Genomic DNA, 16,668 nt, shown 5'->3' with positions numbered 1-16,668 from the left:
ACCGGATGCGTCCGGCGGGGATGTCCAGGACGGCGGACACGGGGGCGGGGGTGTCGAACTTCTGCATGATGCTCTCCTCGGCTCCTTGGCTCCTTTTTTCTGACAGTGGAAACGCTACGTTGCATTCATGGATCTGCCAACACGCGCGTTGCGCATAAACCGCATCAACGCAGGTAGAAGCCAGGAAATCGTTGCAATGATTTTAAGGCTAATGCAACAAACCCCACCCCACTCGTTGCAATGAACTGGTGGTGAACGCTATACTGCTCCCCACAGCACACCCAGACACACACGAAGGAGACCGCGATGCCGGGCGGCAGGCTCACCCAGCAGGAACGCCAGCAGATCGCGCTGGGACTGGCCGACGGCCTCGCCTACGCGGAGATCGCCAGACGCCTCGACCGCCCGACCTCGACCATCACGCGCGAGGTGATGCGCAACGGCGGCCCCACCGCCTACCGCGCCGACCTCGCCCACCGCGCCACCGAACACCGCGCCCACCGCCGCAGGCAGGCCGCGCCCCGCGACCCGAAGACGCCCCCGCAGGCCCACGGACGCGACGCCGAGGCGGTGCGCGAGTACGAGGAGACCTTCACCACCGTCCTCATGCAGTCGGGCGTGCCCAAGATGATGTCCCGGGTGCTGGTCTGCCTCTACACCACCGACGCGGGCAGCCTCACCGCCTCCGAACTCGTCCAGCGCCTCCAGGTCAGCCCGGCGTCCATCTCCAAAGCGATCGCCTACCTGGAGAACCAGGGCCTCGTCCGCCGCGAACGCGACGAACGCCGCCGCGAGCACTACGTCGTCGACAACGACGTCTGGTACCAGGCGATGATGGCCAGCGCCCGCGCCAACGCCCACGTCGTCGAAACCGCACGACAGGGCGTCAGCATCCTCGGCCCCGGCACCCTGGCCGCCGCCCGCCTCGAAAACATCGCCCGCTTCCTCGACTTCGTCTCCGAGAGCATGGCCCGCGCCGCGGAACAGGCCCGCGACGTCCTCTACACGAAACCCGAAACCCCCTCGGACCTTTAGAAGGCGACGTCGATGTAGTCGATGTCGGTGAGTTCGACTTCCAGCTGGTCGGCGCGGGTGCCGCCGTCCTTGAAGTACACCTCCTGCAGTCCCTCGGCGACGATCCCGCGCAGCTGCCGGTCCGGGGCACCCCGCTGCTGGGCCTCGAACAGGCGCTGCGCGTAGGCCGGCGGGAGGTGCACGGTCAGCCGGCGCATGCGGCCGTCGTCGGTGGTGCCGACGGGTGCGGTGTAGCCGAACCGGGCCCTGGTCTCCACGGTGATCCCGGTCCGGGTGGCGGCCTGCCGCCGGCGGCGCCCGCGGACCCTCGGCTGCCAGCGGGCCCGCACGGCGGCCTCGATCCGGTCGGTGATCTCCTTCGGCGGCGTCTTGCGTTCACCCGTGCGGTAGCGCTCCACCGACCGCTGGCTGACGCCGAGTTCGGCGGCCACGGCCCTGGTCGACTTCAGCTTGCCCACCAGGAAGTTGATACGGGCCTTCAAGCCCTTCGGCGGCTCCCGCGTGAAGGCCTCGCGATCCGCGCGCTCCAAGGCCTCGTCGATGTCCCCCACCGTCTACTCGCCCTCGTCCAGGACGGCGTCGCCGCCCTTGATGTGGCGGGCCGGGTTGAGGCCCTTCTCCATCAGATCCACCGCCCACGCCATCGCCTGCACGCCCTCGACCTTCGCCGCGCCGGGGGTGGGCCCGAGCCGGAAGGACCCGGGCAGCGGCTTGCCCGAGGTGCTGTAGGGCAGGAAGTCGAGCGGGGACGGGCCGGGGCTGGCGTAGACGACACAGTCGGACAGCACGCCGAGCGGGTAGTGACCGGTCGCCTTCGCCACGTTGGCCATCTTGCGGTGCATGTTGACCCGCGCCTTGGAGATGACCGCGGCCCGGATGTCGGGTCGCCAGGTCGGGCGCTCCAGCGCCGGCCACCGCTCGCCGTCGCGGTAGTGCCGGCCCTGCGGGCGCTCGCGCAGCTTGCCGACACCGCCCTTGACCGTGGCCTTGATCGCGGCCAGGACAGCGGCCAGGCCCGGGTCGGCCAGCTTGTGCCGCTCCATCGCGGCAAGGAACTGACGCTCGTCCAGATCGGCGCTCACGCCCAGATCGGCCATCGTGTCGAGGTAGGCGGTCTTGAGGCGGTCGTGCCACGGGTCCAGGTACGCGCCGGTCTCCCTGCGCAGGTACGCCTCGATCGGCCGCACCCGGTGGCCGAGTTCCTCGGCGTAGGCGACGGTGTGCGTCTGGTACCAGGCCGGCCCCGTCGGGCGCTGCCCGGAGGCGGTGAACGGCGACGGCAGACGCGGGTCGAGCTCGATGGGGGAGAGGTCCACCAGCCAGCAGCCGGGGATCTTCTTGTTGAACGTGGGCGCGTGGAAGTGGTCGGGCCCCGACAGCCCGACGACCAGGCGCGCGGACGCGGCGAGGAACGCGGTGTTGATGTCCAGCCCGACCGCGTACGGCAGCAGGCACTCCTCATCGGACAGCAGGGACACGTCCCGGATCCACTGGAACGCCTCCTCGTCCAGGAAGCCCCCCTGCCAGCCCCGCGCGACAGGGTGTTCGGCAGGGGCCTCCGGCGGGGCCGGATCCATCGCCTGCGTGCCGAGCGAGCCGGGGTTGTAGCCCGACTCCCACCCGCCCCGGTCGTTCTTCACGGCGCGGGTCGGCGGGCGCAGCGCGGTCATCAGCTCCAGACCGCAGACGGCGGTGGAGCCGCGCGGCGTGATGACCCGGGCCGCGTACGTACCCAGGACACGGGCGATGTCGGCCGGCTCCATGGCGGCGACGCCGGGCCAGGCCCGGCCATCGAGCGCGTCCCAGGACAGCACCGCGAGCTGCACGCACTGGCGCTGACCGGCCTGCGCCGGACGGTAGATCCGAGCCCAGGGCCCGAACCCCCGCTGCGTCAGCTTCCACTTCGCCTTCCCCAGCCCCTTGAGGACCGGGTGGTCCTCCGGCAGACGCAGCGACCGGCGCGCCTCCGGACCGTCCAGATGCTCCGGCAGACCCAGCCGCACGGCGGCCGACGCGGTCAGCACGACCAGCGGATCGGAGTCCTTCCCGCTGCGGTTCAGCCGCGGCGCACCGAGCCCGGACTCCCCGAGCGTCCACTCCACCAACTCCGGGACGGTGGTGGCCGGGCAGTCCAGCACGACGCCGTCCACGCCGTACGCGCAGCCGTCGCCGTCCAGGACGGCGAGCGGGCCGTGCGGGAAGCGCGGGTCGACGGCCGCCAGGGGGGCGGCTTTCCTCGCCGGGCGGCGCGACATCGCCCGCCCGGCGGGCACCGGCCCCGCGACAGCGGCAGCGACGGGAGCGGTGGCGGCCGGGACCGGCTGCTGCGCAGCGCCGGTGAAGACCTGCGGCACCGGCGACGGCACCGGCGACGGCGACGGCACGGGCGACGGCACGGGCACCGGCTCTGGCGCGGCCGCCGGGTACCGCTCGGCCCAGCCCTCCAGCAGCCGCAGGTACGCCTGAAGCCGCGGCGGCCTCGGCTCGGAGCGGCCGTTCTCCCAGTTCTTCACCGTCTGCGCGGTCGACTTCAACGCCTGCGCCAGCTTCGCCTGCGAGACACCGGCCGCCTCCCGCAGCCGGGCCCGCTCCGCCGGCGGCGGAAGCTTCGGCTCGCCCTCCAGCAGCGCGTCCACCGCCTCGAACAGCTCTTCCTGACTGGGCATCACTCCACCTCCGCCCCCGACCCTAGCAGGATTTAACCTTGAATCCGTTCTTGGATTTAACCTTTGCGGGTGCATTGGTGGCGGGAGCCGATGACGGCGGGGAGGTGTTCTCGCCGAGGCCGCCGGTACGCCGCGCTCGGCCCCGGGCGCTCGTGTCCTGTCTCTGCGATGTGTAGGCAGTCCCGCTCTTCTGTAGGCATGTACGGCTGGGTCCCGGTCATGTGTAGGCAAGTGGTCTGGCCCACCGCCACTACCGGCTCGTCCACCGCGCCGAACTCCTTCACGACCTGGTCCGAATCAAGGCACCGACAGTCGAACCGGACAGGGCGGCCCCTTGGCTGATCGCGGCTGGATACCCCGAACACGTCACGCTGATCAGCCTGTTCGCATCAGTCCATTGGAGACGGTCGATCCTCAGTGACGACCTCCTCGTGGTCGCACAGGCCATCGCGGAATTCCACCGCCGCTTCCCGATGCAGGCGCCCCTGCGAGGCACCAGCCGCACATGGGTCAGCACGACCCTTGAGGCCACAGCCAGAAAGATCGAAGCCCTCCTGAACCCCCCCAGTCAGCCTCTGACGATACAGAAGGGATGCCCAGCCGGATCGGTGAGAACCCGCGCTTTGGCCCCATGAGGCTGGTGATCCGGCTTGCCCGCGCCCAGCTCCAGCAGCCGGGCCTCGGCCTCCTCCAAGTCCTCCTCGACCTTGAAGCAGATGTGAAGCTGCTGGGGAACGGTTTGGTCAGGCCAGCGCGGAGCCCGGTAGTCGTCGACCCGTTGAAAACCGATGAAGAGTCCGTCCTCACGGTTGAGACCTGCGAAGTCGGCGTCCGACTTCGGGTGGGGTTCGAGGCCGGTGGCCTGCTGATAGAACGCCGCCAGAGCCAACGGATCAGGGCAGTCGAGTGTTATCGCGCTCAACTTCATCTGCAGGGGCATGACACCTCCGGGCCGACCAGTGGATTTCCGCGATCAACATCCTAGAGACAGCTGCCTACGGTTGAGCGGGACACCGACCGCCAGCCTGTCCCACTCAACCGTAGGCACCGCAGGTCAGAACCTTGCCCTGCCCACAGTTATCCGGGACAGGACAGCTCGCGGCTCATGTTCCCGAAGGGCTTCGGTTCGCTCAGGGCCGCAGGCCCGCCGGGAGGTATTCCGGGACGCGCGCCGACAAGGCCCCGGCCGGCTGGGTGGTGGCATGACGGACCAGGTCCCACACCGGGTCCGGCACCTGCTCCGGCACCTGATCGGGTACCTGATCCGGATCCGCCTCGGGATCCGGCTCCGGCTCCGGGTCCGACAGGGGCGTCCCGAGGCGGACGGCGACGTCCTTGCGGAGGGTCGGGAGCAGAGCGTAGAGGCGGTCGCCGGGGCAGGAAGTGGCGTTGAAATCGCGGTGGCCGTAGATCTCCGACGCGGGCAGCCCGTACTGCCTGCACACGTGGGCGCACAGGTCGGCCAGCGCCGCGTACTGCGCCGCCGGTGGGGCCTTCGAGGTGTACGTTCCTTCGTTCTCGATGCCGATCGCCACCGTGTTCTGCCCGATGCAGTGCGCCGCGCGCACCTGCCGGGTGCCGGCGCGCAGCTCCGCGAGGCTGTTGTGGCGGCCCTCCATCACGAAGGCCCCGCGGCTGACGGTGAAGTGCTGACCGGTGTCGATCCAGCCCTGCGCGTCCATGTGGTACGTCTGGATCGCGCGGGCCAGGGCGAAAGCGCGCCGCTTCGAGTAGTCCGTCACGTTCGCCGTCGCCGTGTGGTGGACGATGATCCGCTCCGGGCGGTTGGCCAGGACGACGACGGGCTCGGACGCGGCCCGCGCGCCCCAGGTGGCACAGCCGATGATGTCCGGGCCGGCGGCGGCGTACGCGCGCCCGGCCGCGGCGAGGGGCAGTGCCGCTCCGGCGGCCAGCGCGAACCCACCCGTGAGGACTACCCGGCGGCTGTACCGGCCCGCTGCGTGCGCCGGCGGCTGGTGCAGTGCGGAGGTCATACGGTGCCCATTTCCGTAGGAGGCTGCCCATTGAAGAGACCCCGGCCGCACGGGCCGCGCAGACACACCGCGCCACGGCCCCACTGCCCCCCGGCCGGCCCCGGCCGTCCCCACCGAGCGGCACCGGCCGGTGAGTCGGGATGGTGCTCGGCCTGTCACGGCCTGCTTCAGGCCGTCGCCTGGCCGAGGGGGATGTCCAGCCGGTCGGCCAGGGTGGTGAGGGTGGTCCCCAGGGGGAGCGCGACCCGGGTGACGGCGTACTGGTCCCCGCGGGTCGGGTCCCGGTTGACGATGAACACGGGCTTCCCGGCCCGGGCTGCCTGGCGCACGAACCGGAGGCCGGACATCACCGTCAGCGAGGAGCCCAGGACCAGCAGCGAGGTCGCCTCACCGACCAGTTCGCGGCAGTGCTCCACCCGCCGCGGCGGAACGGCTTCGCCGAAGAACACCACGTCCGGTTTGAGGACGCCGCCGCACTGCGAGCAGGGCACCACGCGGAAGTCCCCGACCTGTTCGTCGGTCAGGTCGGCGTCACCATCCGGGTTCAGCCCGGCGGCCACCGGCTCGAAACCCGCATTGGCCTCCTCCAGCCGCCGCGCGAGTTCACGACGCGAGCCGAGGGCACCGCAGGAAAGGCAGGCGACCCGCTCCAGGCTTCCGTGGAGGTCCACCACGTCCTGGCTGCCGGCGGCCTGATGCAGACCGTCGACGTTCTGGGTGATCACACCCGAGAGCAGACCGTGCCGCCCGAACGCCGTCACAGCCCGGTGCCCGGCGTTGGGCCGGGCGCGGCCGAACGTGCGCCAGCCGAGATGACTGCGCGCCCAGTACCGGCGCCGGGCCTGCGCACTGGCGGTGAACTCCTGGTAGGTCATCGGGGTATGCCGCCTCAGGCTCCCGCCCTCACCCCGGTAGTCGGGGATGCCCGATTCCGTGGACAGGCCCGCACCGCTGAGTACCAGCACACCGCCGCGCCTCAGCGCATCGGCGACCGGCTCCGGATCCACGGTGCCGGGCCGCAGGCCCTCGGTAGGCGTCCAGCTCAAAGTGGGGCGCATGCGCATGCGGCCAGCGTACGGAAGACGCGGTGCCGATGGCGGTGGGGGTCCTAGGACGATTTGAACGGTGTTCGTATGCTTTGTGGATGATGGCGGGTGCGGTGCAGTGGCCGGTTGAGTTGAGGGACGGGGGGTGGGAGCAGCCGCCGGCGACGGCGGGAGCACCAGGGCTGTGGCTGGTGCGGGCGCAGGCGTTCAAGACGGTGGTGGCCCGGCTCGCCGATTCGGTGCTGGACGAGGTCGAAAAGGAGCGCGCGGCGGCCTTGCGGGCGGCCGGGGACAGGGACACGTATCTGGCGGGGCACGTGGCACTGCGGCTGCTGCTGGGCGCGTACCTCGGTATCCCGCCCGTCGATGTCCTGCTTCAGCGGCTGCCGTGTCCGTCGTGCGGACAACCGCATGGGCGCCCCGTGGTGGCCGGCAACCCGGTGCACTTCTCGCTGTCTCACAGCGGCGGACTGTGCCTGCTCGCGTTCGCGCGCACGCCGGTGGGCGTGGACATCGAGGCGGTGCCGGCCCTTGAGGTGGCGCAGGAGGTCGCAGGGAGTCTTCATCCGCGCGAGGCGTCGGAGTTGAGGGGGCTTCGCACGGTGGACGAGCCGACGGCCTTCGCCCGGGTCTGGGCACGTAAGGAGGCCTATCTGAAAGGGCTGGGGGTGGGACTGGGGCGCTCCATGTCGCTGGACTACCTGGGTACGGCACCGGATGCGGTGGCGACGGTGCCGGGCTGGACGATCGGGGATGTGGCCGTGGATGACGGCTATGCCGCCGCGGTCGCCGTTCGGGCCGCCGCGGTCGCTTCAGGGCCGAGGGAGCGTTCGTAGCGGGGACGCTCCTCGCTGTGGGCGACCGCCGCGCGCTCGGCGGGTCAGGCCGCCCGGTCGGCGGCGGCGGCGGCGGTGACTGTGGCGGTCCGGGTCCGGGTCTGGGGCTGGAGTGCGTCCTGGCCGTAGAGGTCTTGCACCCAGTCGGTCCGGTAGACGGTTTCGAGGTAGCGCTCGCCGAGGTCGGGGGCGATGGCGACCGCGGTCCCCCGCTGCTCCTGCTGGGCCAGCCATTGGGTGGCGCCGCTGACGACGGTGCCGGTGGAGCCGCCGAAGACGAAGCCGTGGCGGGCCAGTTGGTGGCACGTGCGAATCGTCTCGGCTTCGTCGACGTGTACCACGTCGTCGACGTAGGAGGTGTCGAGCAGCGGGGGGCGGATGCTGGTGCCGAGGCCGGGGATCATGCGGCGACTGGGCGTGTGTCCGAAGCTGGCGGAGCCTTCCGTATCGATCGCGACGATGCGTACCGGGCGGTGCCAGGTACGGAAGTAGCGGGCGCACCCCATGAGCGTCCCGGCGGTGCCGGCCCCGACGAAGAGGACATCAAGGTCGGGGAAGGCACGCGCGATGGCCGGTGCGGTGGTGCGGAAGTGAGCAGTGTGGTTGTTGGGGTTCGTGTACTGATTGAGCCATACGTAGCGGTCGTCGGAGGCACACAGGGCGCGGACGTGGTCGATGCGGGCGCCGAGCAGGCCGCCGGTGGGGGAGGGTTCGGTGATGACGTGGATCCGGCTGCCGAGGGCTTCCAGGAGCAGCCGGGTCGCCAGGTTGCAGTGGGAGTCGGTCACGCACACGAACTCGTAGCCCTTGCTGGCCGCGATCATGCTCAGCGCCACGCCGAGGTTGCCGGAGGAGGATTCGACCAAGATGGAGCCGGGGGTGAGCAGGCCGTCGCGTTCGGCGGCCTCGACCATCGCGGTCGCGGCTTTGAGTTTGATGGACCCCGCGAAGTTGAACCCTTCGCATTTGAGGAACAGCCGGTGCCCGGTGATCGCCTCGAGGTCGACGTAGAGGTCCTCTTGGTTGAATGCCTGGGGGGTGGATATGACCGGCACGGTCACCTCCTTGTCTGCGCTTGTCTGCGCTCACGGCGGCGTCTGGTACCGCTGGCCCGCGTGTGGGGGCGGCTCGGGGAAGACGTCGCCTGCTGCCACGTCTTCGGGACTCCTCCAGTACGCGGGCTGACCGTGGCGCTGTCATGCCACCGGATGTCGGGGCTTGACACCGGCCACGGTCACCGATAGGCGCACCGCTTCTCCTGCGCGGGCCGGCCTGGGCGCTCTTCCCGTATGCCGGCGGCCGACGAGGGCGGACGCGCCCGGCACGCACGAAAGGCAAGAGGCGAAGACCGGCACCAGCGGTCGCTTACCGCTGCCGGTGCGTGGCGTCAAGTTACGACTTTCAGCGGCGTGACGGGTATGTGCCGGCCGGGCCTACTGGAGGGGCGGCAACGCGAATCCGCCCTTAAGGCCCGAGGCCTCTCACGGACGGAAGGCGACGTCCCCACGACACGACGCCGACGCTACCGAAAGGCATCTCCCGACAGCGGAACGCACACATTTAGGTGGACTGTACATGTTTTTGTTTTGTGGTGACCGGACGAAAGCTCACGGCCTCGCGGCCTGGGCACTGCGTGGCCCGCGGCTGCCGACCGCCGCCGCCCGCGGCGCCCGCAACGTCGTCAAGGAGCACACATGGTAGAGAAATCCACCGACGTCTCCACGCTTCCCCGCAGCAGGCCCGAAGGCACGCCACATGACACATCCGGCGGCCCGGCCGCCGAGACCGCGCGGCTCCTCGCGCAGGTGCTGGCCGATGTCGTGGGCGTGGAACAGGTACCGGGCGACAGCAACTTCTTCGATGATCTGGGCGCTGATTCGATGGTGATGGCGAGGTTCTGCGCCCGGGTCAGGAAACGGGCCGACCTGCCGCCCGTATCGATGAAGGACGTCTACCGGCATCCCACAGCCAACGGCCTGGCCTCCGCACTCACCCACCCCGCGCCCGCGGCCTCGGCGCCCGTATCGGCCGGTCCCGTGGCCACCGAACCGGCAGCGGCCGCGCCCGTACCCACCCAGCCATCCGCCCATCCGGCCGCCCAGCCGGCCGTCCCGGCATCAACGCCGGCACACAGCACGACGACGCGGGCGCGCACAGGGCAGTACCTGCTGTGCGGAACGCTGCAGTTCCTGATCTACCTCGGCTATTCCTACCTCGCCGCCCTGGCCGCCGTCCGAGGCTTCGAGTGGGTCGCCGCCGCCACCGGTGTGCTCGATGTCTACCTGCGATCCGTACTGGCGGGCAGCGCGGGCCTTGCCGGCCTGTGCATGGTGCCGATCGTGGCGAAGTGGACCCTCATCGGTCGTTTCACACCCCGCGAGTTCCCCGTCTGGAGCCTTCGCTACGTACGCTGGTGGCTGGTCAAAACCCTGATCCGCACAAGCCCCGCCCGTCTGTTCACCGGGTCGCCGCTGTACGTGGCGTATCTCAGGGCGCTGGGCGCCAAGATCGGACGTAACGTCGCGATCTTTTCCACGCACATCCCCGTCTGCACCGATCTGCTCACGATCGGTGACGGAACGGTGATCCGCAAGGACGCGCTCTTCTCCTGCTACCGGGCACACGCCGGTCTCATCCAGACCGGCCCCGTCACCCTCGCCGGCGACGTCCTCGTCAGCGAACAGACCGTCCTCGACATCAACACCTCGATGGGCAGCCAGGCCCAGCTCGGGCACGCCTCCAGCCTGCACGCCGGTCAGAGCGTCCCCGCCGGCGAGCGCTGGCACGGCTCACCGGCCGAGCCCACCCGCACCGACTTCCGTACGGTCGGTGCCGTCGACTGCTCCACCGCCAGGAAAGTCCGCTACACCGTCGGGCAACTGCTCGCCCTGCTGCTGGTGTATCTGCCGCTGACCAGCGGCGCCGTCACCGTGCTGCTGGCCCCCCTGTGGCAGCTGCACACACCCTCGCCTCAGGCCGGGGCGCCGGCGTTCACGAGCGGGACGTTCTATCTGGGTGCGCTGGCCGCGTCCTTCGTGCTGTTCTTCGGCGCCGCTCTCGCCGGGCTGCTCATCCAGGGCGTGGTGCCGCGCCTGCTCAATCTGGCGGTCAAACCGGACACGGTCTATCCGCTCTACGGCTTCCACTACGCTCTGCAGCGGGCCATCACTCTTCTGACCAACAGGAAGTTCTTCACGGCGCTGTTCGGGGACAGCTCCGCGATCGTCCACTACCTGCGCTACCTCGGCTACGACCTGTCCCGTGTCACACAGACCGGCTCGAACTTCGGCACCGAAGTGAAGCACGACAGCCCGTTCTTGAGCTCGGTGGGCAGCAAGACGATGGTCGCCGACGGCCTGTCCGTCATCAACGCCGCATACTCCAGCACCTCCTTCACACTCTCCCGGGTCTCGATCGCAGCCCACAGTTTCCTCGGCAACCGCATCGCCTACCCCTCACAGGCCAAGGCCGGTGACAACTGCCTGCTGGCGACGAAGGTGATGGTCCCGGTCGACGGAGAAGTACGGGAAAACGTCGGCCTGCTGGGCTCGCCCCCCTTCGCCATTCCACGCACGGTGATGCGGGACACCCGGTTCCAGGACCTGGAGAGCGGCAGCGAGCTGCGCCGGCGCCTGGCCGCCAAGAACCGGCACAACGCCGTCACGGCCGGGCTGTACCTGATGGCGCGGTGGATCCACGTCTTCGCCGTGGCCCTCATCGCCCTGGGCGCCACGACCCTCCACCCCTCGCTGGGCGCGTCGGCGTTCGCGCTGGCCGGTGTCCTCACCCTGCTGTTCACCGTCGTCTACTTCGCCCTGATCGAACGGGCCGCCACCGGATTCAAGGCCCAAAAACCGCTGTACTGCTCGATCTACGAGCCGTCGTTCTGGCGGCACGAGCGTTTCTGGAAGATGGCGTCGGTCGATTACGCGCAGATCTTCGACGGAACCCCGTTCAAGAACGTCATCTGGCGGTTGCTGGGCGCTCGGATCGGCAAGCGCGTCTTCGACGACGGCTGCTTCTTCCCGGAGCGGACCCTGGTCACCATCGGAGACGACTGCACGCTGAACGCGGGCACCGTGGTCCAGTGCCACTCGCAGGAGGACGGCGCCTTCAAGGCCGACCGCACCACGATCGGTGACGGCTGCACCCTCGGTGTCGGCGCGTTCGTCCACTACGGCGTGACGCTGGCAGACGGCGTCCAGCTCGCCTGCGACTCCTTCCTCATGAAGGGCGAGCAGGTCCCGCAACGGGCCCGGTGGGCAGGAAACCCGGCCCGGCACCTGCCCGACACCGACATCGACAACTGATGCCCCACCACGTCAGTACCAGCACAGGAGAGACCCCTTATGGCACTCAACGCATCCACCAGCAGAGAGTTCTGGCATGACGTCCTGGCCGAAACCGGCGGCGGCTTCACACCCCTGCCGCGCTGGACCCGGGTGCCGGTTGCGGGCGTGGCCGAGCACCGGACGCCGGTCCCGGCCGGCCAAGCGACAGCCTTGCGCCGGCTGGCGGACGACCTGGCGGTGCCGCTGGACTGTGTGCTGCTGAGCGCCCACGCGAAGGTGCTGGCCGCGCTGAGCGGCGAACAGGAGGTCACCACCGGTTACGTCGCCGGCGCCGGCGGGCGGCCGCTGCCGTGCAGGCTGACGATCGGCCCCGGCTCATGGCGGAGCCTGCTGCTGCACACCCGCCACACCCTCGCGCAGCTGCTGACCCACCAGGACTTCCCCGTCGACGACCTCAGGCACGAACTCGGCCTGCCCGAACCGCCCTTCGAGACCGTGCTCGATCCCACCGGCATCAGCAGCACCCCGGCCGCGGACACGGCACTGTGGACGGGCATCACCCACCACGACGACGGACAGCTGACGCTGCGACTGCGCTACCGCACCGACGTCCTCGACGCGCACTGCGCCGCCCGGATCGCCGGATACCACCTGACCGCGCTCGCCCTGATCACCGCTGACCCGGATGCCGACCACACAGCTCAGAGCCTGCTGTCGGCCGAAGAGCTCCGCTTGCAGCTCCACGGCCTGGCCGGGCCGCGCCGAGACCTGCCCGAGCGCCGCATGCACGAGCTGTTCGAACAGCGCGTACGGCAGCACCCGGACGCCGTCGCCGCCCAGCACGGCAACCGGACGTGGACTTACCAGGAGCTCAACACCCGCGCCAACCGGCTGGCCCGCGCCCTGCGGGCCCAAGGACTCCACCGCGAAGGGGTGGTCGCGGTGGCCATGGACAGGAACCTGGACTGGCTGGCCGCCGTCCTGGCCGTCTTCAAAGCCGGCGGCGCATACCTGCCCATCGAGCCGCACCTGCCGGCCGAACGCATCACAGCCATGCTGACCCGTGCCGGATGCGGGCTCGTCATGACACAACCGGCCGCCACCACCACCCTCCAGCCCGCCCTCGCCTCCCAGCCCGCAGTCCGCACGCTGCTCGTCGACACCGCCACCGCCCAGGAGCATTCCGGCAGTGATCTCGGTATCGACGTCGCACCCGACCAGCTGGCCTACATCTACTTCACCTCCGGCTCCACGGGCGAGCCCAAGGGCGCGATGTGCGAACACCAGGGCATGCTCAACCACCTCTACGCCAAAATCGACGACCTCGAGATCGGCGAAGGGCAGGTGGTCGCCCAGACCGCACCCCAGTGCTTCGACATCTCGCTGTGGCAACTCCTCGCCCCCCTGCTGGCCGGCGGGCGGACCCTGCTCATCGAGCAGGACGCGATCCTCGACGCCTCACGCTTCGTCGACACCGTCACCCGCGGCCAGGTCACCGTCCTCCAGGTCGTCCCCTCCTACCTCGACGTCGTCCTGTCCCATCTCGAACAGCACCCCCGCACACTGCCGGACCTGCGGTACGTGTCGGTCACCGGTGAGGCGCTGAAGAAGGAACTCGCCCAGCGCTGGTTCACCGCCCAGCCCCACATCAAACTCGTCAACGCCTACGGGCTGACCGAGACCAGCGACGACACCAACCACGAGGTCATGGACCGCACACCGGACACCGACCGGGTCCCGCTGGGCCGGCCCGTCAACAACGTGCACCTCTACGTCGTCGACGAGCACCTCAACCCGGTGCCGCTCGGCGCGCCCGGCCTGATCGCCTTCTCCGGGGTCTGCGTCGGCCGCGGCTACGTCAACGACCCCGAGCGCACCCGGCCGACCTACCTCGCCGATCCCCACCGTCAGGGCAGGCGCCTGTACCGCAGCGGCGACGTCGGACGCTGGCGGCCCGACGGCAAGCTGGAGTTCCTCGGCCGCCGCGACAACCAGGTCAAGATCCGCGGTTTCCGTATCGAGACCGGCGAGATCGAAAACACCCTGCTCCGCGCACCCGGGGTCCGCGACAGCGCCGTGGTGGTCACCGAACGGCCCGACCACAGCAGCCACCTGGTCGCGTTCTACACCGCCCCCCACCCGCTGGAAACCAGCATCCTGCTGGACCGGCTGGGCGCGTCCCTGCCCCCGTACATGGTCCCCTCGGCCATCCACTGGCGGCAAAGCCTCCCGCTGACCGCCAACAGCAAAATCGACCGGAAAGCCCTGACGGTCCTGGCCGAGCGGCTTCACGCCGCCGAGGACGACGTCCACGCGCCGAACACGCCCGCCGAACAGCGGCTGGCGGCCGCCTGGGCGAGCGTGCTCGGCATCGCGCAAGACCGGATCGACCGGCGCGACAACTTCTTCGACCAAGGCGGCACCTCCCTGTCCGCCGTGAAACTCGCCATCACCCTGAACCGCGCCGTGTCCCCGGCAGACGTCACCCGCCACCCCGTCCTCACCGATCTGGCCCGGTTCCTGGACACCGCGTCCCACCGGCGCCCCACCGCACAGCCGGCCTCCCCCTGATCGCCGGCCACCCCCTCGACACCACCGAAAGGACAAAACCATGTCACTCACCAGCCCCACCCCGATCAGCCCCCGCCCCAGCCCCGCGCCCGCGCCTACACCCACGCCCGCGCCCGCGTTCGTACCCCGGGTGGACCCGCACCCCGGCAAACCCCCGATCCTGCACGTCCCCACCCCCACCCCGGCCGATCCGCCGGCCTGGGCGGCCGAACACCGCCACACCCTGCGCGACCTCGTCACCCGACACGGCGCCGTACTCGTCCGCGGACTCGGCCTGCGCGACACCGGGCAGGTCAGCGCCGTCTTCAGCCAACTGACCCCCGCCCTGATGACCGACACCGAAGCCTTCGCCCCCCGTCAGACCTACACCCCCGGCGTGTACTCCTCCACCGCATGGCCGGCCAACCAGCCCATGTGCATGCACCACGAGCTCAGCTACACCCACAGCCCTCCCGGACTGCTGCTCCTGGCCTGCCTGACGCCACCCACCACGGGCGGAGCCACCGCCCTCGCGGATTCCGCCACCGTCCTGGACGCACTGCCACCGGAACTCATCCAGCGGTTCGAACAGCACGGCTGGCTACTCACCCGCACCTACAACGACGACATCGGCGCCTCCTGGACCGAGGCGTTCGCCACCGACGACCGGGCAGCCGTCGAGGACTACTGCCGCGCCCACGCCATCGAGTTCGCCTGGCAGAGCGACGGCGGCCTGCGCACCCGCCAGCGCCGCCCCGCCGTCGTGCGCCATCCCGCCACCGGCCGGCGCTGCTGGTTCAACCAGATCGCGTTCCTCAACGAATGGACGCTGGAACCCGAGGTACGGGAGTACCTCATCGACGTCTACGGCGCCGAAGCCCTGCCATTCAACACCCACTTCGGAAACGGCGACCCCATCGGCGAGGACATGGTCCAGCTGATCAACACCGTCTACGCCGAGCACACCGTCCGCGAGCCGTGGCAGTCCGGCGACCTCATGCTCATCGACAACATCCGCACCGCCCACAGCAGGGAACCGTACGAGCCACCGCGCGAGGTCCTCCTCGCCATGGCCGAACCACAGCCCCCGACCCCCTTCCCGCCCACCACGACCACCCAGGAGAGCACCCGATGACCACGCCCCGTCCCACCATCACGCCCTCCCCCCTGCCCGACCCGGACACAGCGCCACCACCGATCGCCGTGCCCCCGTTCGCCGTGATCCCCGGAGCCCAGGTCCAGCGCACCCTCCAGGGCCAGGAACACCAGATCATGGAACTGATCGAGGCCACCTACCATCTCCACGCCGTCGGGGAGTCGGTGAACCCGCCGTCCTACTTCCTGCGCTTCCCCGACCGCCCGGCCGACCGCATCATCGCGTTGCCCGCGTCCATCGGCGGACAGACGCGGGTGGACGGCCTCAAGTGGATCTCCAGCTTCCCCGGCAACGTGCAGGCCGGCATGCCCAGGGCCTCGGCGGTGCTGATCCTCAACGACCACGACACCGGCTACCCGTTCGCCTGCCTGGAAAGCTCCATCATCAGCGCCACCCGAACGGCCGCGATGGCCGCATCAGCGGCCCACAGCCTCAGCCGAGGCCGCCGGACACGACCCGCCCGCATCGGATTCTTCGGAACAGGCCTCATCGCCCGCTACATCCACACCTTCCTGACCGCGACCGGCTGGTCCTTCGACGAAATCGGCGTGCACGACATCTGTGCCGACAGCGCAGCCGGCTTCCGCAGCTACCTGCGAGCCGCCCACCCGAACACCCCGATCACCGTGCACGACAGCCCCGAGCAGCTGATCCGTTCCCACGACCTGCTCGTCTTCGCCACCATCGCCAGCCGGCCACACGTCAGCGATCCGGCATGGTTCGACCACAACCCCCTGGTCCTGCACGTATCACTGCGCGACCTCGCCCCCGAAATCCTGCTCGCCTCAACCAACATCGTCGACGACATCGAGCACTGCCTCAAAGCCGACACCTCACCCCACCTGGCCGAACAGCTCACCGGTAACCGCGACTTCCTCACCGGCACCCTGCACGACGTCACCACCGGCCGCGCGGCACCGCCGCAAGACCGGCCGGTGGTGTTCTCACCCTTCGGCCTGGGCGTGCTCGACCTCGCCCTGGGCAAACACGTCTACGACGAGGCCGCCCGCACCGGCCAACTCCACGTCATCGACGGCTTCTTCCACGAACTGCGCCGATACGGATAAGCAGTCAAGCCCGCCGGACGGGTCGC

Annotated in this window: 12 protein-coding genes; 6 read left to right on the top strand and 6 right to left on the bottom strand. The window is 69.9% G+C overall.

Features of this window, described 5'->3' with window-relative positions; translation table 11 throughout:
- The first annotated feature begins 306 nt into the window (after window positions 1-306).
- Complete coding sequence (locus ACZ4TV_RS32375; RefSeq protein ID WP_468138786.1) at window positions 307-1,035, top strand: GbsR/MarR family transcriptional regulator; 729 nt, start codon at window positions 307-309, stop codon at window positions 1,033-1,035.
- On the opposite strand, the gene tpg is transcribed toward ACZ4TV_RS32375, so the two are convergent.
- The 5 genes from tpg to ACZ4TV_RS32350 form a co-directional block, all read right to left on the bottom strand.
- Complete coding sequence (gene tpg, locus ACZ4TV_RS32370) at window positions 1,032-1,586, bottom strand: telomere-protecting terminal protein Tpg (protein ID WP_468138784.1); 555 nt, start codon at window positions 1,584-1,586, stop codon at window positions 1,032-1,034. The two genes, ACZ4TV_RS32375 and tpg, sit on opposite strands and share 4 nt — an antisense overlap.
- A 3-nt stretch (window positions 1,587-1,589) precedes the next feature.
- The gene (gene tap, locus ACZ4TV_RS32365) at window positions 1,590-3,701 is read right to left on the bottom strand and encodes a telomere-associated protein Tap (protein WP_468138783.1); all 2,112 of its coding nucleotides are present in this window, start codon (window positions 3,699-3,701) and stop codon (window positions 1,590-1,592) included.
- A gap of 568 nt (window positions 3,702-4,269) precedes the next feature.
- Window positions 4,270-4,641 carry a VOC family protein gene (locus tag ACZ4TV_RS32360; protein WP_468138782.1) on the bottom strand — a complete coding sequence of 124 codons (372 nt, stop codon included), beginning with the start codon at window positions 4,639-4,641 and terminating at the stop codon, window positions 4,270-4,272.
- Window positions 4,642-4,831: 190 nt separating this feature from the next.
- The gene (locus ACZ4TV_RS32355) at window positions 4,832-5,695 is read right to left on the bottom strand and encodes a peptidoglycan recognition protein family protein (protein WP_468138781.1); all 864 of its coding nucleotides are present in this window, start codon (window positions 5,693-5,695) and stop codon (window positions 4,832-4,834) included.
- Between the two features lie 167 nt (window positions 5,696-5,862).
- Window positions 5,863-6,759: an NAD-dependent protein deacetylase gene (locus tag ACZ4TV_RS32350; protein WP_468138780.1), complete on the bottom strand. Its 897-nt coding sequence runs from the start codon at window positions 6,757-6,759 to the stop codon at window positions 5,863-5,865.
- Window positions 6,760-6,839: 80 nt separating this feature from the next.
- On the opposite strand from ACZ4TV_RS32350, the gene ACZ4TV_RS32345 reads away from it, so the two are divergent.
- The gene (locus ACZ4TV_RS32345) at window positions 6,840-7,577 is read left to right on the top strand and encodes a 4'-phosphopantetheinyl transferase family protein (RefSeq protein WP_468138779.1); all 738 of its coding nucleotides are present in this window, start codon (window positions 6,840-6,842) and stop codon (window positions 7,575-7,577) included.
- Between the two features lie 44 nt (window positions 7,578-7,621).
- Here ACZ4TV_RS32345 and sbnA read toward each other — a convergent pair whose 3' ends face one another.
- Complete coding sequence (sbnA, locus tag ACZ4TV_RS32340) at window positions 7,622-8,632, bottom strand: 2,3-diaminopropionate biosynthesis protein SbnA (protein ID WP_468138778.1); 1,011 nt, start codon at window positions 8,630-8,632, stop codon at window positions 7,622-7,624.
- A gap of 639 nt (window positions 8,633-9,271) precedes the next feature.
- Here sbnA and ACZ4TV_RS32335 point away from each other — a divergent pair.
- The 4 genes from ACZ4TV_RS32335 to sbnB are packed head-to-tail and all read left to right on the top strand — an operon-like array spanning window position 9,272 to window position 16,642.
- Entirely contained in the window at window positions 9,272-11,887 is a 2,616-nt protein-coding gene (locus tag ACZ4TV_RS32335; RefSeq protein ID WP_468138776.1) for a Pls/PosA family non-ribosomal peptide synthetase, read from the top strand.
- Between the two features lie 39 nt (window positions 11,888-11,926).
- Window positions 11,927-14,440, top strand: a complete 2,514-nt coding sequence (locus ACZ4TV_RS32330; protein WP_468138774.1) for a non-ribosomal peptide synthetase — start codon at window positions 11,927-11,929, stop codon at window positions 14,438-14,440.
- 40 nt (window positions 14,441-14,480) lie between these two features.
- Window positions 14,481-15,554 (top strand): TauD/TfdA family dioxygenase, encoded by a 1,074-nt coding sequence (locus tag ACZ4TV_RS32325; protein WP_468138773.1) that lies wholly within the window; start codon window positions 14,481-14,483, stop codon window positions 15,552-15,554.
- Entirely contained in the window at window positions 15,551-16,642 is a 1,092-nt protein-coding gene (gene sbnB, locus ACZ4TV_RS32320; protein ID WP_468138772.1) for a 2,3-diaminopropionate biosynthesis protein SbnB, read from the top strand. The genes ACZ4TV_RS32325 and sbnB overlap by 4 nt, the downstream gene beginning before the upstream one ends.
- Window positions 16,643-16,668 lie beyond the last annotated feature (26 nt).

This window comes from Streptomyces sp. NPDC028910 (assembly GCF_055564955.1).
The sequence above is the reverse complement of the archived record's forward strand: the minus strand, read 5'-3'. Positions and strand labels throughout refer to the sequence as shown.